Here is a 19,249-nt window from a genome sequence, read left to right on the forward strand (position 1 = left end):
CTGTCTGGGACCTGGAGGGGCGCATGTCTGATCTTCCCCGGAAGGCGGTCACCCGTACCGCCAAGCTGGCCGCGCTGCCGCTCGGCATCGCCGGCCGGGCCACGTGGGGTCTGGGCAAGCGGATCGGGGGCAAGTCGGCGGAGATCGTGGCGCGGGAGCTCCAACAGCGCACCGCGGAGCAGTTGTTCCGGGTGCTGGGGGAGCTCAAGGGCGGCGCGATGAAGTTCGGGCAGGCCCTGTCGGTATTCGAGTCGGCGCTGCCCGAGGAGGTGGCCGGGCCGTACCGGGCGGCCCTGACCAAGCTTCAGGAGGCGGCTCCGCCGATGCCGGCGGGGACCGTGCACCAGGTGCTGGCGGATCGTCTGGGGGCTGACTGGCGGGAACTGTTCACCGAGTTCGAGGACAAGCCGGCCGCGGCCGCGTCCATCGGGCAGGTGCACCGGGCGGTGTGGCACGACGGCCGGGAGGTCGCGGTCAAGGTGCAGTACCCGGGGGCCGGCGACGCGCTGCTGTCGGACCTGAAGCAGCTGGGGCGGTTCGCCGGACTGCTCGGTCCGCTGATCCCGGGCATGGACATCAAACCGCTGATCCGGGAGCTGCGGGAGCGGGTCACCGAGGAACTGGACTACGAGCTGGAGGCGGAGGCCCAGCGGATCCACGCGGAGGCCTTCGAGGGCGACCCGGACGTGCTGGTTCCGGAGGTGGTGCACCAGGGCGACCAGGTGCTGGTGACCGAGTGGATGGAGGGCGTTCCGCTCTCGGAGGTCATCGCCGGCGGGACGGAGGAGGAGCGGAACCGCGCGGGGCAGTTGCTGGCCCGGTTCCTGTTCTCCGGCCCTGCCCGGACCGGCCTGCTGCACGCCGATCCGCACCCGGGGAACTTCCGGCTGGTGGCGGGGGACGACGGCCGGCTGCGGCTCGGAGTCCTGGACTTCGGAACCGTCGACCGGCTGCCGGGCGGCCTGCCCAGGTCCATCGGCGTCTCGCTGCGGATGACGCTGCGCGGCGATGCCGAGGCGGTGTACGAGCAGCTGTGCGCCGAGGGGTTCGTGAAGGAGACGGTCGAGCTCGACCCGGACACGGTGCTGGACTACCTGGCTCCGATCATCGAGCCGGCGGAGGTGGAGGAGTTCACCTTCACCCGGGGCTGGATCCGCGGGCAGGCCGCGCGGATAGCCGACCCCCGGTCGCCCGCGCACCAGTTGGGCAAGCAGCTCAACCTGCCGCCCTCGTACCTGCTGATCCACCGGGTCACCCTCAGCACCATCGGGGTGCTGTGTCAGCTGGGCGCGACCGTGCGGCTGCGGGAGGAGCTGGAGGCCTGGCTGCCGGGGTTCCTCGCGGAGGAGGACCGGGCGGAGGGCTGACCGGCGGGACGTCACCACCAGGAGGAGTCGAGTCTGCCTTCGATGGCCCGGATGTTGGCCCGGGCGCAGTCGTGGCAGAAGTACTCCCGGGTGCCGTTCTCGACGGAGCACGTCCAGGTGAGCGGGGTGTCCTCGGGGTGCCGGGCGCCGCAGCGGGCGCACACGACGGCCGGGGTACCGGACCCCGGGGAGGCGGGTTGGGGGGTCGACTGGTCCACCTCCAGACGATACCGCCGCGAGGGGTTGACGGCCGTCCGCAACGCACCGGGAACGGCCGGGGGGACCGGCCCGTACGGACCGGTCCCCCCGGATGTGCTGTGGATCTGCTGCGGTGGCCGCCTGGCCGTCAGTGCATGACGGCCATGGCCAGCGCGCGGCGGGCGCGCAGCGAGACGCGCTCGGCGCGGCGCTGCATGCGGCGCGCGACGACCAGCCGGTGGGCGAGTCGTTCGGCGTCGGCCTCGCGCATACGGTCGTCCATATGCGCACGGGCCAGGGCTTCTGGGATGAGTTGCATGGCGCGGGTCCTGTTCTGACGCGAGGTGATCGCGCCGGTGGTGATGAAGTCTTCGGTGGCGGAGCCGGAGGGCTGCTCGCTGGTGGCGTGGGGGGTCATGAGGGCCTGCTTCAGGGGGTCGTGCGTCAGGGGGCGGTCGATGGTTCCGAATCCGGTGCGCTGCGTGGCGTTCATGCCGCGACCGGGTTCTTGCGCGGGCGGCCGCGGGGCCGCTTGCGGGCCACGACCACGCCCTGGACGAAGAGCTCTCCACCCCAGACGCCCCAGGGCTCACGGCGCTCCTTCGCGCCGGCGAGGCAGGCCTCGACCAGCGGGCAGGTGCGGCAGAGGGACTTGGCGTACTCGACGTCGGCCGGGGACTCCGCGAAGAAGACCTCCGGGTCGTACGAGCGGCAGGGGACGGGTACGCCGAGGTTCTCGATGGCGTCGTCGAGCGCGGTGAGCGCGGTGAGCGGGGTCAAGGTGGAGTCCTCCGGGACTGCGGGCGGGGAGATCGTCTGGGTCTGCGGTACGGACGGGGCGTGCGCTTCGAGTTGCACGGTGGTTTCTTCCTCGTCTTCGTCTGCTAGTCGTTCCGGCGGTGGCCGGTGTCGGCTGGTACCTGGTCTTGCCAGTCCGCAAGGCCCCTTCGCTCCGTCCGTCCCCGTTCGGGGGCAAACAGAAGGGCCGCGGATCCCGGTGGGGTTCCGCGGCCCTGAAGGCGCCGGCCTGATCATGCGATCAGGCTGGATCACTCCAGGGTTCGAGCCCACGGAAGGCCCACATCAGGTGGTGCTGCGTCGTCTGCTTCTGGGATCCGGCACCGGCTGCCGCAAAGGCATAGGCGCCATGTGCCGCCTGCTCCTTCGCTACTGCCACCGGTGCCTGGGTCGGTCGCTCGTTGCGCTCGCGGACCGGAAGGATCGACGGCATGGCGGGGCTGTTCGCGGCAATCGCGGACAGACCGGTGCCCTGACCCAGGAACGCGGGGGCGGCAAGGAGGGACGTGGAGCCGAGCAGGCAGGAGGCGGCAACCGAGCGATCGGTCATTTTGGTGAAGGTGTTGAAGTTGATCACTGGACTCGCCTCCTCTCGGCGTCTCGGGGACCGGCTGGTGGGCCTGTCCCGTGTATTCGGATAAGTACAGCACGGAACCAGGGCTTCAGAGAAGCCGCTGTTCCCGTGGTTAAGAACCTATGGGGATTGCCAGGGCATGTGCAAACTATTTTTCCGACGAGTTTTCACGCGTCGTCAGCTGGGCCCGTCGGCAGCTCCTGGCCTGCGCAGATGGCCAACACCTCGGCTCCGTACCGGTCGAGCTTGCGCCCACCCACGCCGGAGATCATCGCGAGCTCGCCCGCGTCGGCCGGCGCGGCCTCGGCGATGGCGATCAGGGTCTTGTCGGTGAACACGCAGTACGCGGGGAGGCCCTGCTCGGCGGCCTGGGCGGAGCGCCACTCCCGCAGCCGCTCGTACAGGCCCTCGTCCATGTCGGACGGGCAGTCCTCGCAGCGCATCAGCTTGAGCTCGCCGGCCTCGGTGAGCGTCTTGCCGCAGACCCGGCAGAGGGCCGGGCCGCGGCGGGCGCGCCTGCGGGAGGCCCGGTCGCCGGCGACCGGGCCGGCGCCGGCGGAGGCGGAGCCGGGGCGCAGGCCGTGCAGGAAGCGGCTGGGCCGGCGGGAGGCGCGACCGCCGGGCGACCGGGACAGCGCCCAGGACAGGCCGAGGTGCAGCCGGGCGCGGGTGACGCCGACGTAGAGCAGCCGCCGCTCCTCCTCGATCTGCTCGTCGGTCTTGGCGTACGTGATCGGGACCATGCCGTCGGTGAGGCCGACCAGGAAGACGGCGTCCCACTCCAGGCCCTTGGCCGCGTGCAGCGAGGCGAGGGTGACGCCCTGGACGGTGGGGGCGTGCTGGGCCGCCCTGCGCTCCTCCAGCTCGTCCGTGAGGTCGGCCAGGGTGGCGCCCGGGTGGCTCGCCGCGAAGTCCTCGGCCAGGCGGACCAGCGCGGCCAGTGACTCCCACTGGTCGCGGACAGCCCCGGATCCGGCCGGCGGCTCGGGGGTCCAGCCCTGCCCGCTCAGCACGGCCCGCACCTGGGCGGGGAGCTCCACGACGTCGGCGAGCAGCGGGTCGTTCGAGCCCGACCGGGCGGCGCCGCGCAGGGTGACCAGGGCGCGCTGGACCTCCTGGCGCTCGAAGAAGCGTTCGGCGCCGCGCAGCTGGTAGGGCACGCCGGCGTCGGCCAGGGCCTGCTCGTAGACCTCCGACTGGGCGTTGATCCGGAACAGCACGGCGATCTCGCCGGCGGGCACTCCGGCGGCGATCAGGTCGCGGATGCGGCGGGCGACGCCTTCGGCCTCGGCGGGCTCGTCCGGGTACTCGGCGTAGGCCGGCTCGGGGCCGGGCTCGCGCTGGGAGACCAGCTCCAGGCGGTGGTCGGCGGCGCGGCCGCGGGCCTGGCGGAGGAGGCCGTTGGCCAGGTGCACCACCTGGGGCGTGGAGCGGTAGTCGCGGATCAGCTTGACCAGCGTGGCGTGCGGGTAGCGGGTGCGGAAGTCCAGGAGGTGGTCGGGGGTGGCGCCGGTGAAGGAGTAGATGGTCTGGCTGGCGTCGCCGACCACGCACAGGCTGTCCCGGTCGCCGAGCCAGAGCTCCAGCAGGCGCTGCTGGAGGGGGCTGACGTCCTGGTACTCGTCGACGACGAAGTGACGGTACTGGCCGCGGATGGTCTCGGCGATGTCCTGGCGGTCCTGGAGGATGCCGACGGTGAGCAGCAGGACGTCCTCGAAGTCGATCATCGCGCGGTCGCGCTTGAGCTGCTCGTACGTGCCGTAGATCTGACTGATTTCGGCCAGGTCCCGGGGGGCCTCGCGGCGGGCCTTGAGCGCGGCCGCCGGGTAGTCGGCGGGCACCGTCTGGGTGACCTTGGCCCATTCGATCTCGCCGGTGACGTCGCGCAGCTCGTTGCGGTCGAGGCGGACGCGGCAGCGGGCGCCGGCCTCGGCCACCAGCTGGACCTTGCGCTCGACCAGCCGGGGCAGGTCGCCTCCGACTGCTTTCGGCCAGAAGTACTGGAGCTGGCGGAGGGCCGCGGAGTGGAAGGTCCGGGCCTGGACGCCCTCCGCCCCGAGCCCGCGCAGGCGCCCGCGCATCTCCCCGGCGGCCCGGTTGGTGAAGGTGACGGCGAGCACACTGGCGGGCTTGAAGGCGCCCGAGCGCACGCCGTACGCGATCCGATGGGTGATCGCGCGGGTCTTGCCCGTACCGGCGCCGGCCAGCACGCACACCGGCCCGCTGAGCTGCGTGGCGACCTCGCGCTGCTCCGGGTCCAGGCCCAGGAGCACCGCGTCGGCCGACTCCGCGACGGGCGGGAAGGAGGAGGAGTGCGTTGCTGGTGTCACCCCGCCATGCTGCCAGGTCCGCCGGGGCGGGCGGCAAACCGTCCACAGCCCGCCGCCGCCGGTCGTACCGGGGGGCGGGAATGGCCCGGGCGTCCCGTGCGTTCAACACTCGGACCGACCCCCGAGCCCCCGAAGGAGAGCTTCCCCATGCAGGACAAGGGTTCCGTGACGATGTACAGCACGACCTGGTGCGGCTACTGCCGCCGGCTGAAGACCCAGCTGGACCGGGAAGGCATCGCCTACACCGAGATCAACATCGAGCAGGACCCGGAGTCCGCCGCGTTCGTCGAGAAGGCCAACGGGGGCAACCAGACCGTCCCGACGGTCCTCATCGTCTCCCCCGCGGGCACCGAGTCGGTCATGACCAACCCGAGCCTGGCGCAGGTCCAGCAGGCGCTCGCCGTCTGAGGCCAGGGCGTACGGGAAGAGGGGAGGGCCCCCGCCGAGGCGGGGGCCCTCCCCTCTTCCGTGTGTTCCCGGGACGGCCCGCGTCAGACCGTTCCGGCCGGCTTGGGGAGCGGCTGCCCGTACCAGAGCTCGACCAGGCGGGCGGCGATGGAGATGCCGGACGGCGGCAGGAGCTCGCCGCCCTCGATGGCCAGGCGGTAGTCCTCCCGGGAGAACCAGCGGGCCTCCTGGATCTCCTCGCCGTCCACGTTGATCTCCGAGGACAGGGCGCGGGCGGTGAAGCCGAGCATCAGGCTGTACGGGAACGGCCAGGGCTGGCTGGCCACGTAGTCCACCCGGCCGACCCGGACACCGGCCTCCTCCCAGACCTCGCGGACCACCGACTGCTCGATGGACTCGCCGGGCTCCACGAACCCGGCCAGGGTCGAGAAGCGGCCCTCAGGCCAGTGCACCTGCCGGCCGAGCAGGGCCCGGTCCTGGTCGTCCGTCACCAGCATGATCACGGCGGGGTCGGTGCGGGGGTAGTGCTCGGCGCCGCAGCCCGGGCAGCGGCGGATGTGGCCGGCCGCCGCGACGACGGTGCGGTCGCCGCAGCGGGAGCAGAAGCGGTGCATCCGCTGCCAATTTTCCAGCGCCACCGCGTGCACCATCAGGGAGGCGTCGCGGGGGCCCAGCAGCAGCCCGGCCTCGCGCAGGCCGGCCGGGCGGGCGGACTGGTCCATCCGGCCCGGCAGGGAGTCCTTCTGCAGGGCGAAGTAGCTGATGCCGTCGTCGTCCGTGCCGAGGAAGTACCGGTGCGTTTCGGTGACCGGCGCCTCGAACGCCGGGGTCATCACGATCCCGGTGCCCCCGTCGGGGGTGTCGTCGATCAGGACCTGGCCGCCGGAGACGACGAAGACCCGCGTCGTCGGGTGGCTCCAGGCCGCGGCCAGCCAGGCCTCGTCGAGGCGGTGGTGCGCGGCGCGGTCGATGCCGCCGGGCGCGGTGAGCGAGATGGGACGCTCGGTCGAGGTGCTCACTGGTACTTCCAACTCCCCCGGTGATGGGTCAGACGAGGTGTGCGGGTTCAGGTGGCGGGGCGCGCGGACGGGTCGCCGGCGGCGGCCGGGCGCGGCCAGTTCGCGGCGAGGTCGGACCACAGGTAGGCGGTCGTCTCGACGCCCTTGAGCAGCAGCTCCAGCTCGACCTTCTCGTTCGGCGAGTGCCAGCCGTCGGAGGGGACGGAGATGCCGAGGAAGAGGACCGGGGCGCGGAGCACGTCCTGGAGGTCGGCGGCGGGGCCGGAACCGCCCTCGCGCGTGAAGCGGATCTTGGCGCCGAAGGCGCGGCCCATCGCGCGGACCACGGACTGCAGGGCCGGGTGGTCCAGCGGGGTCAGGCAGGGGCGGGTGGGTGCGCCCCAGGTGATGGAGTGGCGGATGCCGGCGGGGATCCGCGCGGTGATCCACTCCGTGACGGCCGCCTCGATCGCGTACGGGTCCTGGCCGGAGACCAGCCGGAACGAGAGCTTCAGGTGGGCGGAGGCGGGGACGATCGTCTTGCCGCCGGGACCCTGGTAGCCGCCGCCGATGCCGTTGACCTCGGCGGTGGGGCGGGCCCAGACCCGCTCCAGGGTGGAGTAGCCGGCCTCGCCCGCGGTGGCGTGCGACTTGGCGGTGCGCAGCCACTCCTCCTCGTCGAAGGGAAGTTCGGCGATGAGGTCGCGCTCGGCGTCGGTCAGCTCGGCGATGCCGTCGTAGAAGCCGGGGACGGTCACCCGCTCGTCCTCGTCGTGGAGGGCCGCGACCAGGCGGGCAGCCACGGTGGCCGGGTTGGGCACGGCTCCGCCGAACGCGCCGGAGTGGATGTCCTGCTCCGGTCCGTACAGGTCGACCTCGCAGTCGGCGACCCCGCGCATGCCGGTGCAGACGGTCGGGGTGGTCTCGCTCCACATGCCGGTGTCGGAGACGATCACGACATCGGCGGCCAGGCGGTCCGCGTTGGCCTCGACCAGGGCGCGGAAGTGCGTCGAGCCGGACTCCTCCTCGCCCTCGACCAGCAGCTTGAGGTTGACGGCGGGGGCGGTGCGGCCGGTGGCGGCGAGGTGGGCGCGGACGCCGAGGGTGTGGAAGAACACCTGCCCCTTGTCGTCGGCGGCGCCCCGGCCGTACATCCGGCCGTCGCGTACGACCGGCTCGAACGGCTCGGTGCCCCAGCCGTCGGCGCGGTCGGCGGGCTGCACGTCGTGGTGCCCGTAGACGAGCACGGTCGGCGCGTCCGGGTCCCCGGAGGGCCACTCGGCGAAGACGGCCGGCGCGCCCTTGGTCGGCCAGACCTCGGCGGTCGGGAAGCCGGTGCGGCGCAGGGTGTCCGCGAGCCAGTCGGCGCTGCGCCGCACGTCGTCCGCGTGTTCGGGCTGGGCGGAGACGGAGGGGATGCGCAGCCATTCGGCGAGGTCGTCGAGGAACGCGGCGCGGTGGTCGGCGATGTACGTACGGACGGCGCTGTCCGGGGTCTGGCTCATGCCCCTGAGCCTAGCCGTCCGCCTGGCGGGCATCTTCCGCGTCCGATTTGCCTTGGAGGATCCGCTCAAGGCGGTCGCGTCCGGGCAGGTCGCGGGGCCTGATGACGCGGCCGGTGCGGACGTGCAGGAAGACCGCGGTGACCTTGTCGAGCGGGGTCGCGGTGGTCTCCGCCCAGGCGAGGCGGTAGACAGCCAGCTGGAGCGGGTCGGCCTGGGTGGACCGGCCGGTCTTCCAGTCGACGATCTCCCAGCCGCCTCCGGGGGTGGCGTAGACGGCGTCGATGCGGCCTCGGACGACCCGGCCGGCGAGGGTGAGCTGGACGGGCACCTCCATGCGGTGCGGGGTGCGGTCGGCGTAGGGGCTGCGCTCGAAGGCCGCCTTGAGGGCTTCGAGGTCCCGTTCGTCGGCGACCTCCTGGTCGGAGCCGGGCAGCTCGACGGCGGGGTCGAGTACGTCGAGGAGCGGCAGCGGGAGGTCCTGGAAGCGGGACTCCACCCAGGCGTGGAAGCGGGTGCCCTGGCGGGCGGCGGGCTGGGGCGGCTTGGGCATGGGGCGGGCGAGCTCGCGCACGAAGGCGTCCTCGTCGGCGGCGAGGCGGAGCAGCTGGCTGGCGGACAGGGCGGCGGGCAGCTCCACGTCGCGCACGGCGGCGCGGGATCGGCGGAGCTCGCCCTCCAGGGCGTCGAGGTCGCGGTCCCAGGAGGCGATGGTCCGCGCGTCCTCGGGGGTCAGGGGGGTGCCGGCCGGCGGTGCCGGTGCCGCGGCGTTCTCCCCCGCCCCGCCCCTTCCCGGAACCGGGGCTCCGCCCCGGACCCCGCCGTGCCCGGCTGCACCGCGGGGCACGGGCACCGAGCCGGGGGCGGCGTGCGGCGCGGCGGGCGTGCGGTGGTCCGCCGGCAGCGGAGCGTCGGGGGCGCCGGAGCCCACGGGCTCCCCCGCGGCCACCGGGCCACGGGCCTGGGGCACGACGACCTGCTCACGGCGCGCGTCGCCGGCCCGGGCGGAGGCGGGGGCGTCGAGGAAGGGGTCCTCGTCCGGCCAGGGGACGTCGTCCGGCCAGGGGACCTCGTCCGCGTGGGCGCCGAAGCGGGGCCCGTCGTGCTCGGGAGCGCCGTCGTACGGGTCGAGCGCGGTGGCGGCCTGGTTCCGGGGCGCGCCGGAGGCCCCGACGGGGGCGGGGGCGTCGAGGAACGGGTCCTCGTCCGGCCAGGGGGCTTCTTCGGGCCAGGCGGGTTCCTCGCAGTGCGGGGGCCAGAGGTAGGGCTCCTCGGGGGCCGGGGGTGCGGCCAGGTGGGACTCGACCAGGGCGGCGGCCTCGCGGCGGAGGCGGAGGGAGTCGGGGTCGAGGGGCAGGGGCCAGGAGTGGTCCGGGGAGGCGCCGGCGGCCAGGGCCGGGTTCTCCGCGTCCGGGGCCGGCTCGTCTGCCCACGCCTCGACCTCGCCCCGGCCGGAGCCGGCCGTGCAGTGTTCGTACACGGCGGTGAGGAACGCCGAAGGGCCGCGGCGCCGCTTCTGGGTGGGCCCCCACCAGTGCCCGGAGGCGAGCAGCAGGTCGCGCGGACGGGTGAAGGTGACGTATCCGAGGCGGAGCTCCTCGGTGGCCTGGTGCGCCTTGAGCTCCGCCTTGAAGGCCTTGAGGCCGGCCGAGGTCCACGGCGGGTCCGCGGGCAGGGTCGACGCGTCGCCGCGCAGGGAGTGCGGCAGCACCTTCGCGTACGAGGTCCAGGCCTCGCGGGGCCTCTCGCTGGGGAAGGCGCCGGCGTGCAGGCCGGGTACGGCGACCACGTCCCACTCCAGGCCCTTGGACTTGTGGGCGGTGAGGACCTTCACCGTGTTCTCGCCGCCGGGCAGCGCGTGGTCCAGGCCCTTCTCGTACTGGGCGGCCGTGCGGAGGAACGCCAGGAACGCCAGCAGCGAGGCCTCGCCGTCGAGGGCGGCGAAGCCCGCCGCGACGTCCAGGAAGGCGGACAGGGTCTCCCGCCGCCGGGCGGCCAGGGCGTGCGGGGAGGCGGCCAGCTCCACGTCCAGGCCGGTGGTCGACAGGATGCGGTGGAGGACGTCCATGAGCGGGTCGGCGAGGGCGCGGCGCAGGTCGCGCAGCTCCCGCGCGAGGTGGGCGAACCGGACCCGGGCCTCCGCGGAGAACGGCAGGCCGTCGTCGCCCTCGCCGTCGGCGGGGTCCAGGAAGGTCTCCAGGGCGTCGGAGAGGGAGACGACCTCGGAGGGGTCCACGCCCTCGACGGCGGCGGCCAGCCGGAGGTCCGGGTCGGCGGCCGGGCCGGTGTCGCGGGCGACCAGCAGCCGGGCGCGCCGGCCGAGCAGGGCGAGGTCGCGGGCGCCGATGCGCCAGCGCGGGCCGACCAGGAGGCGGACGAGGGCGGCGTTGGCCCCGGGGTCCTGGAGCACCTCGCAGACGGAGACCAGGTCCGCGACCTCGGGCAGGTGCAGCAGCCCGGACAGGCCGACCACCTCGACGGGGACGTCCCGGTCCACCAGCGCGGCCTGGATCTGCGCGAAGTCCGCCGCGGAACGGCACAGCACGGCGATCCGCCCCGGGTCGGTGCCGGTGCGGACCAGGTGGGCGAGGGAGTCGGCGAGCCAGTCGAGTTCCTCGGCGTGCGTGTCGAGCAGGGCGCAGCGGACGAAGCCGGCGTCCCCGGCGTCGGGTGCGGGGCGCAGCGCCTCGACGCCCTCGTGCATCTCGCGCAGCGGCGCGGCCAGGGTGTTGGCGAGGTCGAGGAGGCGGCCGCCGCTGCGACGGTTCTCGCTGAGCGAGTGGCGCGCGGCGGGGGTGCCGTCGGCGTGCGGGAAGTGCTCGGGGAAGTCGTCGAGGTTGGCGACGGAGGCCCCGCGCCAGCCGTAGATGGCCTGGCAGGGGTCGCCGACGGCGGTGACGGCGTGGCCGGTGCCCTGGCCGAAGAGGCCGGACAGCAGGAGCCGCTGGGCGACGGAGGTGTCCTGGTACTCGTCGAGCAGGACGATCCGGAACTCCTCGCGCAGCAGTGCGCCGACCTCGGGGCGGGTGGTGGCGAGCCGGGCGGAGAGGGCGATCTGGTCGCTGAAGTCGAGGAGGTCGCGGGAACGTTTGGCGGCGCGGTAGCGGTCGACGAGTTCGAGGAGTTCCAGCCGGGCGCGGGCCGTCTCGGGGACCTTGCGGAGGTCCTCGTTGGTGAGCCTGGCCCCGGCGAGGGCATCGAGCAGGGCGGTGTCGTGGGCGCGCAGGTCGGCGGGGTCGACCAGGTGCTCGGAGAGTTCGCCGTCCAGCGCGAGCAGGTCGCCGACGAGGTCGGGGACGGACCGGGTGAGCGCCGGGTAGGGGCCGGGGGCCTCGCGGAGCACGCGTGCGGCGAGCTGGAAGCGGGTGGCGTCGGCGAGCAGGCGGGCGCTGGGCTCCAGGCCGATGCGCAGTCCGTGGTCCTTGAGGAGCTGACCGGCGAAGGCGTGGTACGTGGAGATGCGCGGCTCGCCGGCTGCCGTGTCTGCCCCGCCGGGTTGCCCGGAGAGTACGGGCGCGGGGTCGGGGTCGGTGATCCCGGCCTTCGCGAGGGCCTTGCGGACCCGCTCGGCGAGCTCACCGGCCGCCTTGTTGGTGAAGGTCAGGCCGAGGACCTGCTCGGGGGCCACCGCGCCGGTGCCGACGAGCCAGACCACGCGGGCGGCCATGACGGTGGTCTTGCCCGAGCCGGCGCCCGCGACGATCACCTGGGGGGCGGGCGGGGCGGTGATGCAGGCGGTCTGTTCGGGGGTGAACGGGATGCCGAGCAGCTCCTTGAGCTGCTCGGGGTCGGTGAGGCGGGTGGCGCGGGGGGACACCCGTCAAGGCTAGCGGGGGCCGCCGACAGGCCCGGCCGCGCCGCCGCCGGACGTCGGCCCGGCTCCGCACCCCGGGCCGGGCGGGAGCTCCGCCCGGGCACGCGGGGCGCCGCCCCACACCCCGCGCCTCAAACGCCGGCGAGGCTGGAATGGCCCGGCCATTGCGAGGCCCGCGCGGCCGGGTCCCGGCGGGGCACCTACAGCCCGAGCGGCGCTTGAGCGGGCCCAGCGGGGGCTCTGCCCCGGGCAGGTGGGGCGCCGCCCCACGCCCTCCCCCGGGCTCCGTCCGGGGGGACCCCCCGAACCAAACGCCGGCGGGGCCGGTCGCGTCCGGGGCGCGAGGCGGGCGGCGGGGGTCATTCGACGGTCTGGCGGCCCTCGGGGCGGGCGCTGCAGGCGGCGCGGAAGGAGCAGTGGTCGCAGTGGGTGCCGGTGGAGGGGGTGAAGCGTTCGTCGAGGACGCGGCCCGCGGCGGTGGCCAGCAGCTCGCCGACCCACTCCCCCGAGGCGCCGTCGTACAGCGGCTGCTGGGCCTGAACCTTGGGGTCGGCCTTGCCCTGGCGGAGGTGGACGAGTTCGGCGCCGCCGGGCTCGGGGCGTCTTCCGTCGAAGTGGTCGTCGAGCGCACCCTCGCGGACCGCCAGCTGGTAGACCGCGAGCTGCGGGTGCCGGGCGACCTCGGCGCCGGTCGGGGCGGACTTGCCGGTCTTGAAGTCCACGACGTACGCGCGGCCCTGCGGGTCGGCCTCGACGCGGTCCATCGAGCCGCGGATCCGAACCGCGTGACCGCCGGCTTCGAGGGTGACGTCGAAGTCCTGTTCGGTGGCGACGGGGGTGCGGCCGCCGCGGTCGGAGTGGTGCCAGCGCAGGAACCGCTCCAGGGCGGCGCGGGCGTTGTCCTTCTCCTGGCGGGACTTCCAGGGCGCGTCGAAGGCGAGGGCGTCCCAGACCGTGTCGAGGCGTTCCATCAGGACGTCCAGGTCGGCGGGGGTGCGCCCGGAGGCGACCTCGTCGGCGAGGACGTGGACCACGTTGCCGAAGCCCTGGGCGGCGCTGGCGGTGGTGTCGGCCTTCACCTCGCGGCCGAGGAACCACTGCAGGGAGCAGGTGTTGGCGAGCTGTTCCAGGGCGCTGCCGGAGAGGGCGACGGGCCGGTCGCGGTCGCGCAGCGGGACGGTGCTGCGGGTGGGCTCGTACAGGCCCCACCAGCGCTGCGGGTGCGCGGCGGGGACGAGGGGGCGGTCCTCGTCGTCGGTGAGCGCGGCGAGCCGGGCCAGGCGCCGGGCGGCGGCCTCGCGGAGGGCGGGTGAGGCCTTTGGGTCGACGGTGGTGGCGCGGAGCTCGGCGACGAGGGCGGGCACGGCGAGCGGGCGGCGCGGGCGCCCGCTGACGTCCTTGGGGGTGACGCCGAGCTCGGTGAGGAAGCGGGAGGGCTGGTCGCCGTCCTCGGCGGGGGCCTTGACGGCGGTGACGACGAGCCGGTGGCGGGCGCGGGTCGCGGCCACGTAGAACAGCCGGCGCTCCTCGGCGAGGAGGGCGCCGGGGGTGAGCGGTTCGGCGAGGCCGTCGCGTCCGATGCGGTCGGCTTCGAGCAGGGAGCCTCGGCGGCGCAGGTCGGGCCAGAGGCCTTCCTGGACCCCGGCCACGACGACCAGGCCCCATTCCAGGCCCTTGGAGCGGTGGGCGGTCATCAGGCGGACCGCTTCGCGGCGGCCCTGCCGTCCGGCGAGGGTGTCGGCGGCGATGTCCTCGGCCTCGAGCTGTTCCAGGAAGTTGAGGGCGCCGCGGCCACCGGTGCGTTCCTCGGCGCGGGCGGCGGTGTCGAAGAGGACGCAGACCGCGTCGAGGTCACGGTCGGCGTTGCGTCCGGCGGCGCCGCCCCGGCGGGCGTTCCGTTCCAGGCGCTGCGGCCAGGGGGTGCCGTCCCACAGGGTCCACAGGGCCTCCTCGGCGGTGCCGCCGCCGGCGAGCAGTTCGGTGGCCTTGCGGAGGAGCAGGCCGAGGCGGTGCGCGCCGCGGCTGTACGCGGGGTCGTGGGCGAGGAGCCGCTCGGGCTCGGCGAGGGCGCGGGCCAGCAGGACGTCGGAAGGGGCGGGTATCAGGGTGCCGGCGGCCCGCTCCTCCTCGCGCAGCGCGCGGCCGAGGCGCCGCAGGTCGGTGGTGTCCATCCCGCCGAGCGGTGAGCCGAGCAGGGTGAGGGCGGCCTCGATGCGGGCTCCGTCCAGGGGAGCCTCCGGTTCCAGGCCGGGGGCCTCCGGCTCCTGATCGGGGGCCTCCTGCGGCCCGGGGGGCGGGGGGCCGGCGAGGGCGGACTCGGCGCACAGGCGGAGGGCCGTCAGCAGGGGGGCGACGGCGGGTTCGTGGCGGAGGGGGACGTCGGTGCCGTCGGTCTCGGCCGGTACGCCGGCCGAGATCAGGGCGCGGCGGAGCGAGGGGAGGGTGCGGCCGCCGGCCCGGACCAGTACGGCCATGTCCTGCCAGGGGACGCCGTCCTCCAGGTGGGCACGGCGCAGGACGTCCGCGATGTTGTCGATCTCGGCGGCGGGCGTCGGGTAGGTGAAGACCTCCACCCGGCCGCCCGGCCGGGTGGGCCGCAGCTCGCGGTGGGCGCGGACGGCGGCCGCGGGGAGCCGGGGCACGGGCATGCGGGTGGTGAGCAGCCGGGTCGCGGCGAGCAGGGCGGCGCCGGAGCGGCGGGAGTGGGTCAGCGGCAGCACCGTGGCGCCGGGGAAGTCGTCGGCGAAGCCGAGGATGCCGCCCACGTCGGCGCCGCGGAAGGCGTAGATCGACTGATCGGGGTCGCCGAAGGCGACCAGTCGCGCGCCGGTGCCGGTCAGGGCGCGCAGGAGCCGGATCTGCGCGGCGTCGGTGTCCTGGTACTCGTCGACGTAGATGGCGTCGTAGAGCGAGGCGACCGAGGGGGTGCGCTCGGCGAGCAGCACGGCCCGGTGCACCAGCTCGGCGTAGTCGAGGGTGCCCTGCATGTCGAGGACGTCGAGGTACTCGGAGAGGAACGCGGCGGCGGCCGCCCAGTCGGGCCGTCCGGTGCGGGCGGCGAACTCGCCGAGGGCGCCCGGTCCGAGTCCCAGTTCGCGGGCGCGGGCGAGGACGGCCCGGACCTCGTCGGCGAAGCCGCGGGTGGGCAGGGCGGCCCGCAGGTCGTCGGGCCAGGGGATGGTCCGCAGGTCGCGCTGGCCGGCGAGCAGCTCGCGGACGGTCACGTCCTGCTCGGGGCCGGAGAGCAGGCGCAGCGGCTCGGTGAAGAGTTCGGCGTCCTGGTGGGCGCGGAGCAGGGCGTAGCAGAAGGAGTGGAAGGTGGTGGCCTGCGGGGCGCGCGAGCCACCGAGGCGGAGCGCGGCCCGGTCGCGGAGTTCCACGGCCGCCTTGCGGCTGAAGGTGAGCACCAGGACGCGGGCCGGGTCGGCGCCGGCCTCCACGCGGGCGGCGACCGCCTCGACCAGGGTGGTGGTCTTGCCGGTGCCGGGGCCGGCGAGGACCAGGAGCGGGCCGCCCGTGTGCTCAACCACCGCGCGCTGCGCTGCGTCCAGGACAGGGGGATCCACCCGTTCCGGCTCGCCACGCACCAGCCGGTACGCGTCCGGGGTCCGCGTACGGGTGTGGGATGAAGAGGTGATCACGTGGGGTGCCGGTCCGGTCCTGAAGGGTGTGCCTGCGTCTGCCGAAGAGGCAACGCTACGGCAACCGGGGTGCCCCGCGCAGTTCCGTCCGGCGCCGCGTCGGGTACCCCGTCCGGTACCCCGTACGGGCGCCCGTGTCGGGGGTCCGTGCCCCGTTCGGCCCCGGAATCGCGGATGCTGTCACGTGTGAGGCTGTTGACGTCCGTCGTCCGGACCGGCCCAGCGGGCCCGCCGCATGTCCAGGCGGATCCCGGCCGTGGACTCCCGCAGCGGGGTGCCCTCGGTCCGGTAGTGCCGCAGGGCACGCTGCTCGCTGCCGGGCAGGGGGACGCCGTCGGCGCGGACCACGCGCCACCAGGGGACCGGGCCGCCGTAGAGGGCCATCACCCGGCCCACCTGGCGGGGCCCGCCCTCGCCCAGCCATTCGGCGATGTCGCCGTAGGTCATCACCCGGCCGGGCGGAATCCGCTCGGCGGCGTCCAGGACGCGCTCGGCGTAGTCGGGGAGCTCGGCCGCACCCGGGATGTCATCGCTCATTCGGGACATGGTGCCGCACCCTTCCGGCAGGCGCGTGGAACGTTTCCTTCCACAAGGGCTCGCACCCTGGTGCCCCGCCGCGTCCTCCTTCCGTGCCACCATCTTCCGGGCGGTGACTGGTGATACGTGATCAAGAAGAGACGGAAGTGACGGCGAACGAGCGGGGCGTCAGCCCTCCGGACGACGCGGCCCCAGGGCGGGACGCGGGGCCCGGTGCGGCCTCGCGGCCGCGGGCCGGCGCCGGCTCCGGCACGCCCGCTCCCTCCCCGGCGGACGCGCCCGCGCCCTCCCCGGCGGGCCCGCCCGCTCCGGTCGTGCCGGAGGAGCCGGCGCACACCGACGCCGACCGCGTCGAGGTGGACGAACCGCTGCTCGCCGCCCGCGTGCACCGGCCCTCCGACCTGGTCCGGCTGCTGGTCGGCATGCTCGGCATCGTGGTCGTCCTGGGCATCGCCGCCTTCGCGCACGGCACCGCCGCGGGCCTGGAAGCCGACATCAGCGCGGGCACCCAGGAGGCGCCGCCGCTGCTGATCAAGGTGGCCGGGCTGGTGGGCAGCATCGCGGTCCTGCTGGTCCCGGTGGCCTTCGCCATCGAGCGGCTGATCAAGCGGGACGGGCTGCGCATCGCCGACGGCGTGCTGGCCGCCGTACTGGCGCACGGCGTGACGCTCGCCACCGACCTGTGGGTGTCCCGGGCCGCCCCCGCCACCATCCAGGACGCGCTCACCCGCACCACCGGTGCCGGGGAGGTGCTCACCGACCCGGTGCACGGCTACCTCGCGCCCGTCATCGCGTACATGACCGCCGTTGGCATGACCCGGCGCCCGCGCTGGCGGGTGGCGCTGTGGGTGGTGCTGCTGCTCGACGCCTTCGCGATGCTGGTCAGCGGCTACACCACGCCGTTCTCGATCGTCCTGACCGTGCTGATCGGCTGGAGCGTCGCGTACGGGACCCTGTACGCGGTGGGCTCGCCGAACGTGCGGCCCACCGGCCAGAACCTGCTCGCCGGTCTCCGCCGGGTCGGCTTCCAGCCGGTCAGCGCCATGCGCGCCGAGGTGCCGGACGTCGGGGAGGGCCACGAGCAGGGCGACCGGGGCCGCCGGTACCACGTCACCCTGGAGGACGGCCCGCCGCTGGACGTCACGGTGGTGGACCGCGAGCAGCAGGCGCAGGGGTTCTTCTACCGGGTGTGGCGGCGGCTGACGCTCCGCGGGATCACCACCCGGCGCAGCCTGCAGTCCCTGCGGCAGGCGCTGGAGCAGGAGGCGCTGCTCGCGTACGCGGCGATCGCCGCCGGCGCCAACGCGCCGAAGCTGATCGCGACCTCGGAGCTGGGGCCGGACGCGGTGATGCTCGTGTACGAGCACACCGGCGGCCGCAGCCTGGACGCGCTGTCCGACGAGGAGATCACCGACGAGCTGAGCCGCAACGCGTGGGAGCAGGTCAGGGCCCTGCAGTCGCGGCGGATCGCGCACCGCCGGCTCACCGGGGACGCGTTGCTGGTGGATCGTTCCGGCAGCATCGTCCTCACCGACCTCCGCGGCGGGGAGATCGCGGCCGGTGATCTGGTGCTGCGGATGGACATCGCCCAGCTGCTGACGACGCTGGGCCTGCGGGTCGGCGCGGAGCGGGCGGTGGCCTCGGCGGTGTCGGTGCTCGGCCCCGACGCGGTCGCGGACTGCCTGCCGCTGCTCCAGCCGATCGCGCTGAGCCGGTCCACCCGGGCGACCCTGCGCAGGCTGGCCCGGGAGCGGTCGCAGCGGGAGCGGGAGGCGGTACTGGAGTCGTCCCGGCAGGCGAAGGCGCAGCGGGAGGCGGAGGCCGCGGCGCGGAAGTCGCCGAAGGCGGCCAAGGCCGAGTCGAAGGCGGAGCGGAAGGCGGAGAAGCGGGCGCTGGACGTGGCCCTGGACGAGGCGCGCGAGGAGGACCTGCTCAGCCAGATCCGCCGGCAGGTCCTGCTGATCCGGCCGCAGGCGCCGGTGGAGCCGGCCCGGCTGGAGCGGATCCGGCCGCGCACGCTGGTGTCGTTCATCGCGGGCGCGTTCGCGGCGTACTTCCTGCTGTCGCAGCTCACCCACGTGGACTTCGGGAAGATCATCAGCACGGCGCAGTGGGGCTGGGTCGGGGCGGCGGTGGCGTTCTCGGCGCTCAGCTACTTCGCCGCGGCGATGAGCCTGCTCGGGTTCGTCCCCGAACGGGTGCCGTTCCTGCGGACGGTGGCGGCGCAGGTGGCCGGCTCGTTCGTGAAGCTGGTGGCGCCGGCGGCGGTCGGCGGTGTCGCGCTGAACACGAGGTTCCTCCAGCGCGGAGGGGTGCGTCCGGGGCTCGCGGTGGCGAGCGTCGGCGCTTCGCAGCTGTTCGGGCTGGGCTGCCACATCATGCTGCTGCTGGCGTTCGGCTATCTGACGGGCACCGAGAACACGCAGGAGATGACCCCGTCCCGGACGGTCATCGCCGGCCTGCTGACGGTGGCGGTGCTGGTGCTGGTGGTGACGGCCATCCCGTTCCTGCGGAAGTTCGTGGTGACCCGGGTGCGGGCGCTGTTCGCCGGTGTCGTGCCGCGCATGCTGGACGTCCTCCAGCGGCCTCAGAAGCTGCTGACCGGCATCGGCGGGATGCTGCTGCTGACCGGCTGCTTCGTGATGTGCCTGGACGCCTCGATCCGGGCGTTCGGCGGCGGCGAGGCGATCTCGCTGGCCAGCATCGCCGTGGTCTTCCTGGCCGGCAACGCGCTCGGCTCGGCGGCACCCACCCCGGGCGGTGTCGGCGCGGTGGAGACCACGCTGACCCTGGGCCTGATCGCCGCGGGGCTGGAGAAGGAGATCGCGATCTCGGCCGTGCTGCTGTTCCGGCTGATGACGTTCTGGCTGCCGGTGCTGCCGGGCTGGATCTCGTTCAACTTCCTGACCCGCAAGGAAGCGATCTAGGCAAGCGGCCGGCGGTACGACGGACACGACGGCGCGGGGGGGGCCCGGCCCCCCCCGGCCCCCCCCCCCCCCCCCCCGGGCGCCCCGCGGGGACCCCCGCCCCGCCGCCCCCGCGACCGCCACCCCCCCCCCCCCACCCCCGGCCCCGCCCCCGG

At 74.6% G+C, this 19,249-nt stretch carries 13 protein-coding genes; 3 read left to right on the forward strand and 10 right to left on the reverse strand.

Features of this window, described 5'->3' with window-relative positions:
* Positions 1-23: 23 nt before the first annotated feature.
* Positions 24-1,367, forward strand: coding sequence for an ABC1 kinase family protein (locus tag ACFY61_RS08845; RefSeq protein ID WP_389468854.1), 1,344 nt, complete (start codon positions 24-26; stop codon positions 1,365-1,367).
* An 11-nt stretch (positions 1,368-1,378) separates the two neighbouring features.
* Here the strand turns inward: ACFY61_RS08845 and ACFY61_RS08850 are convergent, their stop codons facing one another.
* The 5 genes from ACFY61_RS08850 to ACFY61_RS08870 form a co-directional block, all read right to left on the reverse strand.
* Entirely contained in the window at positions 1,379-1,585 is a 207-nt protein-coding gene (locus tag ACFY61_RS08850) for a hypothetical protein (protein ID WP_389468857.1), read from the reverse strand.
* A 128-nt stretch (positions 1,586-1,713) separates the two neighbouring features.
* Complete coding sequence (locus tag ACFY61_RS08855) at positions 1,714-2,058, reverse strand: hypothetical protein (protein ID WP_389468860.1); 345 nt, start codon at positions 2,056-2,058, stop codon at positions 1,714-1,716.
* Positions 2,055-2,423 (reverse strand): WhiB family transcriptional regulator, encoded by a 369-nt coding sequence (locus tag ACFY61_RS08860; RefSeq protein ID WP_389468863.1) that lies wholly within the window; start codon positions 2,421-2,423, stop codon positions 2,055-2,057. The genes ACFY61_RS08855 and ACFY61_RS08860 overlap by 4 nt, the downstream gene beginning before the upstream one ends.
* A 181-nt stretch (positions 2,424-2,604) precedes the next feature.
* Positions 2,605-2,940 (reverse strand): hypothetical protein, encoded by a 336-nt coding sequence (locus tag ACFY61_RS08865; protein WP_389468865.1) that lies wholly within the window; start codon positions 2,938-2,940, stop codon positions 2,605-2,607.
* Between the two features lie 164 nt (positions 2,941-3,104).
* On the reverse strand, positions 3,105-5,267 hold the full coding sequence (locus ACFY61_RS08870) for an ATP-dependent DNA helicase UvrD2 (RefSeq protein WP_389468867.1): 2,163 nt from the start codon (positions 5,265-5,267) through the stop codon (positions 3,105-3,107).
* Between the two features lie 147 nt (positions 5,268-5,414).
* Here ACFY61_RS08870 and ACFY61_RS08875 point away from each other — a divergent pair, with 147 nt between their 5' ends.
* The gene (locus ACFY61_RS08875) at positions 5,415-5,675 is read left to right on the forward strand and encodes a mycoredoxin (protein WP_219668993.1); all 261 of its coding nucleotides are present in this window, start codon (positions 5,415-5,417) and stop codon (positions 5,673-5,675) included.
* 83 nt (positions 5,676-5,758) lie between these two features.
* Here ACFY61_RS08875 and nudC read toward each other — a convergent pair whose 3' ends face one another.
* The 5 genes from nudC to ACFY61_RS08900 all read right to left on the reverse strand — a co-directional run bounded on the left by nudC (position 5,759) and on the right by ACFY61_RS08900 (position 16,167).
* The gene (gene nudC / locus ACFY61_RS08880) at positions 5,759-6,706 is read right to left on the reverse strand and encodes an NAD(+) diphosphatase (RefSeq protein WP_389468871.1); all 948 of its coding nucleotides are present in this window, start codon (positions 6,704-6,706) and stop codon (positions 5,759-5,761) included.
* Positions 6,707-6,741: 35 nt separating this feature from the next.
* On the reverse strand, positions 6,742-8,178 hold the full coding sequence (locus tag ACFY61_RS08885) for a dipeptidase (RefSeq protein WP_389468874.1): 1,437 nt from the start codon (positions 8,176-8,178) through the stop codon (positions 6,742-6,744).
* A 10-nt stretch (positions 8,179-8,188) separates the two neighbouring features.
* On the reverse strand, positions 8,189-11,992 hold the full coding sequence (locus ACFY61_RS08890) for a UvrD-helicase domain-containing protein (protein WP_389468875.1): 3,804 nt from the start codon (positions 11,990-11,992) through the stop codon (positions 8,189-8,191).
* A gap of 356 nt (positions 11,993-12,348) precedes the next feature.
* Positions 12,349-15,630, reverse strand: a complete 3,282-nt coding sequence (locus ACFY61_RS08895) for an ATP-dependent helicase (RefSeq protein ID WP_389468878.1) — start codon at positions 15,628-15,630, stop codon at positions 12,349-12,351.
* A gap of 180 nt (positions 15,631-15,810) precedes the next feature.
* Complete coding sequence (locus ACFY61_RS08900; protein WP_389468880.1) at positions 15,811-16,167, reverse strand: MGMT family protein; 357 nt, start codon at positions 16,165-16,167, stop codon at positions 15,811-15,813.
* 119 nt (positions 16,168-16,286) lie between these two features.
* Here ACFY61_RS08900 and ACFY61_RS08905 point away from each other — a divergent pair, with 119 nt between their 5' ends.
* Entirely contained in the window at positions 16,287-19,094 is a 2,808-nt protein-coding gene (locus tag ACFY61_RS08905) for a YbhN family protein (RefSeq protein WP_389468883.1), read from the forward strand.
* The last annotated feature ends 155 nt before the right edge of the window (positions 19,095-19,249 follow it).

Source organism: Streptomyces sp. NPDC012888 (assembly GCF_042900645.1).
Classification (GTDB): Bacteria; Actinomycetota; Actinomycetes; order Streptomycetales; family Streptomycetaceae; genus Streptomyces.

Coding starts and splice junctions, on each gene's coding strand:
- ACFY61_RS08845 (WP_389468854.1), top strand. CDS start 24: ATGTCTGATCTTCCCCGGAAGGCGGTCACCCGTACCGCCAAGCTGGCC.
- ACFY61_RS08855 (WP_389468860.1), bottom strand. CDS start 2,058: ATGAACGCCACGCAGCGCACCGGATTCGGAACCATCGACCGCCCCCTG.
- ACFY61_RS08875 (WP_219668993.1), top strand. CDS start 5,415: ATGCAGGACAAGGGTTCCGTGACGATGTACAGCACGACCTGGTGCGGC.
- ACFY61_RS08885 (WP_389468874.1), bottom strand. CDS start 8,178: ATGAGCCAGACCCCGGACAGCGCCGTCCGTACGTACATCGCCGACCAC.
- ACFY61_RS08900 (WP_389468880.1), bottom strand. CDS start 16,167: ATGAGCGATGACATCCCGGGTGCGGCCGAGCTCCCCGACTACGCCGAG.